The organism is Micromonospora sp. NPDC023814 (assembly GCF_040639595.1).
Lineage (GTDB): Bacteria > Actinomycetota > Actinomycetes > Mycobacteriales > Micromonosporaceae > Micromonospora.
The window spans coordinates 1-4,907 of sequence record NZ_JBFAAF010000157.1; the positions used below are offsets into that span (position 1 = coordinate 1).

General features: G+C 65.3%; 6 protein-coding genes and 2 pseudogenes. 5 read left to right on the forward strand and 3 right to left on the reverse strand.

The features are described from left to right. Positions 1-211: 211 nt before the first annotated feature. Positions 212-781 (reverse strand): annotated as a pseudogene (locus AB0G14_RS34595) (transposase); the annotation flags it as partial. Continuing rightward, entirely contained in the window at positions 697-888 is a 192-nt protein-coding gene (locus AB0G14_RS34600) for a hypothetical protein (protein ID WP_357704828.1), read from the reverse strand. The pseudogene AB0G14_RS34595 and the gene AB0G14_RS34600, both read right to left, overlap by 85 nt. 108 nt (positions 889-996) lie before the next feature. Between AB0G14_RS34600 and AB0G14_RS34605 the strand changes: the two genes are divergently transcribed. After that, complete coding sequence (locus tag AB0G14_RS34605) at positions 997-1,122, forward strand: hypothetical protein (RefSeq protein ID WP_357704830.1); 126 nt, start codon at positions 997-999, stop codon at positions 1,120-1,122. Between the two features lie 36 nt (positions 1,123-1,158). Here the strand turns inward: AB0G14_RS34605 and AB0G14_RS34610 are convergent, their stop codons facing one another. Beyond that, a complete protein-coding gene (locus tag AB0G14_RS34610) occupies positions 1,159-2,328 on the reverse strand; it encodes a cytochrome P450 (RefSeq protein WP_357704832.1) in 1,170 nt (389 codons plus the stop codon). A gap of 216 nt (positions 2,329-2,544) precedes the next feature. On the opposite strand from AB0G14_RS34610, the gene AB0G14_RS34615 reads away from it, so the two are divergent. The 4 genes and pseudogenes from AB0G14_RS34615 to AB0G14_RS34630 form a co-directional block, all read left to right on the forward strand. Beyond that, positions 2,545-2,670, forward strand: coding sequence for a hypothetical protein (locus AB0G14_RS34615; protein WP_357704834.1), 126 nt, complete (start codon positions 2,545-2,547; stop codon positions 2,668-2,670). A 173-nt stretch (positions 2,671-2,843) separates the two neighbouring features. After that, positions 2,844-3,758 (forward strand): hypothetical protein, encoded by a 915-nt coding sequence (locus AB0G14_RS34620; RefSeq protein ID WP_357704836.1) that lies wholly within the window; start codon positions 2,844-2,846, stop codon positions 3,756-3,758. 263 nt (positions 3,759-4,021) lie between these two features. Beyond that, positions 4,022-4,212: pseudogene (locus AB0G14_RS34625) on the forward strand (IS30 family transposase); the annotation flags it as partial. A 387-nt stretch (positions 4,213-4,599) separates the two neighbouring features. Then, positions 4,600-4,907 (forward strand): transposase family protein (locus tag AB0G14_RS34630; RefSeq protein WP_357704838.1); only part of this gene is annotated, 308 nt, incomplete at its 3' end.

Sequence of the window (4,907 nt, forward strand, 5' to 3'; positions counted from 1 at the left end):
AGCTCCACGATCGACGGCGTTCCGCACACCCAACCATGATCCAACCCGAACGCCCCAGGTCAAGCCGACCCGCCGACGAGCACCTGACCAGTCACTTCGACCGCACCTTCGACGGACGCCTGTCCGCCGGCCGCAAGTAGACCCCGAATAAGACCCAGTTACACCGTTATCTTGGCTCTGTCTCACATTCGGTGGTGACGGAGGGTGCTGGTTAGCCGAGCAGGATTCGATGGCGCAGGAGAGGGAAGCCCGCGCGTCCGTACATCTGTCGCTTGATCAGTTTGGTTTTGGTGTTGACGCCTTCGGTGCCGCCGTTGTGGAAGGGGTAGGTCAGGGCGGCGTTGACGGCGTCGCGGTCAAGGCCGAGGCCGCGGGTGAACGTGTGCAGGTGGGGCAGGTCCGTGGCCTTGACCTCGGCGATCCACGCGGTGAGACGGTCATCGTTTCCGCCTGCAGGGGTGAGCAGCGCGGCGAACGAGCCGATGAGGCCGGCCAGCGCGGTCATCTGTGGACAGGCGCCGGTGAGAGCGTCAACGAGCGTCCGCTGATGTTCTTTGAGCTGGTCAGGTGCGGTCAGGAGGTAGCGGGTCAGACGCCTGGGTGACAGGGCTGGGCGGTCGGCTTCGACTCGGCCTTGGGTGATGTAGCGGTAGAGCAGGTTGAGGCTGCCGGTGTAGCCCAGCTCCCTGATCTTCGTCAGAAGTTGGGTGGCGCCGACGGCGGGGTCTTGTTGACGGCGGCGGCGCAGGTGGTCGCGGTAGGGGTCGACGAGAGTGGGCCGCCCGGACAGGCCACCGGCCCTCCGGGAGTCCGAGCCCGCACCAGGATCCGTTCGCCCTCGTCCGTCACGTCGTCGATCAACAGCGGCAGCAGCCCCGAGAACACCATCTTCGTAAGATCATCGATCTTGCACACATGACCTCAACGACATCGACTACCTTCGGTCACCACCGGATGTGAGACAGAGCGTCATCTTGACACTCCCCGGTGCTGTCGGTGATCGAAGGAACGGTCATCCGCCTGGAGATCGAGCACCTGACCAGCGGCGCGACCCGAAACCGGGTGTGGCTCTGGTGGTCCGGCGCCGACCCCACCGAGGCTGACGTCGACCGGCTCTGGTAGACCTTTCCTGCACCGCTTCGACATCGAGCACAGGTTTTACCAGACAACGTGTAGGTGGCGAAGGCCGCGAAAGATAGCGCCGCCGACATCCTGTGGGGTGAAGCCGTCGGCGAGGCGTAGGCCCGGCATCCGATCGAGCAGTCGCTCCAACACTGAGGTGATTTCGATCTGTGACAGCTCGCTGCCCAGGCACAGGTGGATGCCATGCCCGAACGCGAATTGCTTACGGGACTTCCCCCTGTGCAAGTCAAATTCCGCCGCGTTGGATCCGAATTCCGCCTCGTCGAGGTTCGCCGATTCAAGGCTGATGACGACGCGGCTGCCGGCCGGCACGGCGACCCCGTCGATGGCGGTGTCGGTGATCGCTTTGCGCATGACCCAACGAATCGCGGTGCAATGGCGCAGGCCCTCGTCACGGGCCGAGGCAATGAGCGAGCGATCGGCCAGGAGTTCCTCCCACCGAGCCCGCTGGACGAGCAGCTGGTAGACAGTCCAGCCGATGGTGTGCGCGGTACTTTCCAGACCAGCCACAAAGACCTGGAAGGTGTGGAACGCGACCTCACGGTCGGTGAGCCGGCGGCCGTTGTCCTCGGCCATGACGAGCCGGGTCAGGATGTCGTCTGCTTTGTCCGGCTGGGTGCGGCGAGCAGTGGCCAGCCGGGTCAGGTATCCCTCGAGCTCGATCCACGCGGGAACGGCGAAGAAGTCGCCCGGAGCGTGCGCTGCCATGTCCAGGCACAGGTGGGACACATATGACCAGTCAGCCTCGGGTATGCCGACGAGGCGACCGATGACTGAGGACGTGAGCGGCATGGCAAGGTCGGTGACTATGTCCGCCGGTCCACCGGCCGGAAGCCGGTCGATAAGCGCATCCACAAGTTCGCTTATCCAGGGCAGGGCGTTCACCATCGCCTTGCGCTGGAACGCCGGACGCAGGACGCCACGCAGGAACGTGTGCTCAGGCGGGTCGCTCTGCGTGATAAGGGACGGAACGACCTCGCTGCCCGTGTGCAGGATGAAGTTTCCCGCGTTGCTCAAAGACGCATGGTCGAGCAGTGCCTGCCGGGTCGCCTCGTGGGTGGTGACCAGCAACAGTCCGGGAGCCATCTCGGACACTGGGCAACCGGTGGCTCGGTAGGCGGCGAGACCAGCTCGCGCGTGTACGGACGTGTCATCGGTCAGAGGATTGTATGTTCCGGTGATCATCGCATCTCCCAACGGAGGGTCGACGGGTAAGTGCTGCTGAGCCGGACATGAGGTTTCAGATCATTCCAGGGATGGACCGTAAGTTCCGACGTCATCGTCGTCAAGTGTCTGTCTGGCAGGGCAGGTTGATCTCAACCGGCGAGGGGGACTACCGAGGCAACCGTTCCGCCGCGGGCGTGGGCAGGACGCGCAGCGCCGCGCTGAACGCCGCAGGGCATGTCTGGTACGCCCCGGCAGGTCGACCAGGCGCTCGCCGAGCATGTCCGCGAGCAGGCTGGGAACGTGTCGGTCGCCCAGCCGGTGGCGGGCACGACGTCGTGGCAGGGTCAAAACCTCCACTGACACCGTGTACGTTGCGACGAATCTATCCCGTTCCCACGCTGAGAGCCTGATGCGCCAGCTGGTATCGCGAGTTTCCGGCTCGGGCGTCCGGGTCAAGCGGGCCGGCGATCTCCTAATCGAGGCACCTCCGGATCTGGGGCGCCGAGGGTGACTCCATCGAGGGCCTCGTCGGCGTGACGAACTTCGGCCTCAACGGCCAGAAGAAGCCGACCCGGTTCATCGACGGCGGGTTCACCTACGGTGACGGTCCCGGCTCGTTCGGGCGCGAATGCTCGGTCGGCTACGAGGGCGTCAGCTCGGACATCGTGACGGTCGTCACCGAGACGACGACCACGGAGACCAGGAAAACGATCACCAACCTGGCGCAGGACTCGGACGGCAACCTCGAGGGGGCGGGGACAACCGAATCCGTCATCACCCACAAGACGTACGAGGACGGGTCGTCCTTTGACGAAACCGTCAGCACCACCACGAACTACGACCGAGACTTTAATCAGACTGACAAAACCACCGAAAGCTTCACGGGTCAGGCGTCCGCCGACGGGACGACGACCACGACGACGACGAGCTACTACGACAAAGGCGGCAACCTGACCGAGAAGACCGAGACCACGACGACCGACGACGGCGAGACGACGAAGACGACCACGACCACCAACACCTACAAGGACGGAGAGGTCGAGTCGGAGGCGACCGTCGAGACGTGCGAGGGACCGGCTGCCCGGAGGGCGACGGACAGACGGGCGGGGAGACCGGCATGGTCAACCCGGACTACCTCGGCACCGGACCGATCACCGCTGACGACCTGGCCCGGGTGGTCGTCCGGTTCAACAGCAACCGTTCGCCCTCGGAAGACGACTATGGACAGATCGACATCAGCGGTGTGGAACCGCCGTCCAACGGTCTCGGCCGCTGATCCTGACGGTGAACACGGATGGCGTGGTGGTGCTCGCGTCGGGCTTCCGGCCCTCCTTCAACGGCGCCACGCCGGAGTACGATCCCGACCTGCAGCATCTGATCGACATCTCGGGGATCACCCCGCCGGACAACACCGGCTCGATCTCCTGGCCCCTGATCTGACGCGCTGACCGGGCCAATGCCATGCCGCACGCAGCGCGGCATGGGCCCGAATCCCTGCAAAAGGGAGGAGATCCCTCACCGACGGGAGGGTAGCTACAGCTGGGGCCAGCACCGGTCCGAGGGCGTCGATGACCCAGTGCGCGGTCGACTATCCCGAGCTGCTACCGCTGCGACCGCCGCCACGAACCCGGAGTAGGTGAACAAGACGGATTCAACCGGTCGTCGCAACACCTCGATCATGGAGGTGTCGATGGGCAGGCCGGCGGGGTGGATGAAGGCGTTGACGGGCAGGTCGCCGATGAAGTCCCCGGGGAAGTCGTCGCTTCGGCGGGAAGTCGAGCGCTTGTTCTGGCGTGAGATCGCCAAAGGGTTGACCAGCGAGGACGCTGCGATCGCGGTGGGTGTGTCGCAGGCTGCCGGGCCAGGTGGTTCCGGCAGCGTGGCGGCATGCCGTTGTTCATGGTTACCCGGTCATGGGCCGGTACTGTTTAGGGGTGGAGGCCACAGGCGTTCCGCTCTCCTCAGCGAACCCCCGCACGGGCGCGGCTACGCCGCGCTGACCACCCCTGTTCGGACAGCACCAGGAGCCGGCGACCACTGTTAGCGTGGAACGCACCATCAGCTATCTGCCGGTGGAAAGCCTCCAAGGTCTGGTCGAGCGGCGCCGGCTCCGACACGGTCCGACTGTCCCCTACCTCAAGTAGCAGCCGATACTTGGTCTGGCTCATAACTATCCTGCCCTTCCCCCACCTTGACCCCGCGCCGACACCTCGTGACGGTCGGCTCTAACGATCTCGTGCGCAATAGGACGGTTGGTGGTGTCCGTCCGGCGTAGGTGATGATCTCCGGGTGTCGATCCGGTGGGCGCGTCGCGTGTTCAGTCATCCCGCGTTTACCGGGATCTCCCGCCGTCATTTGCACCTGCTTCGAACCGAGCTGCGGGTGGTGTGGCTGGCCGGGCGAGAGGGCCGGCTGTATGCCCGTCGGGGTGGCCACCGGCGGCGGGCGGCTGGAGCCGGGCGGCGTTTGACGCTGCGGTTCACTGATCGGCTTGTCGTCACTCTCGCTCATCTGCGTCTGGGGGTGCCGCACGAGGCCCTGGCGGTGGCGTTCGGGGTGGACCGCTCGACCGTGACTCGGGCGATCGGGCAGGTACG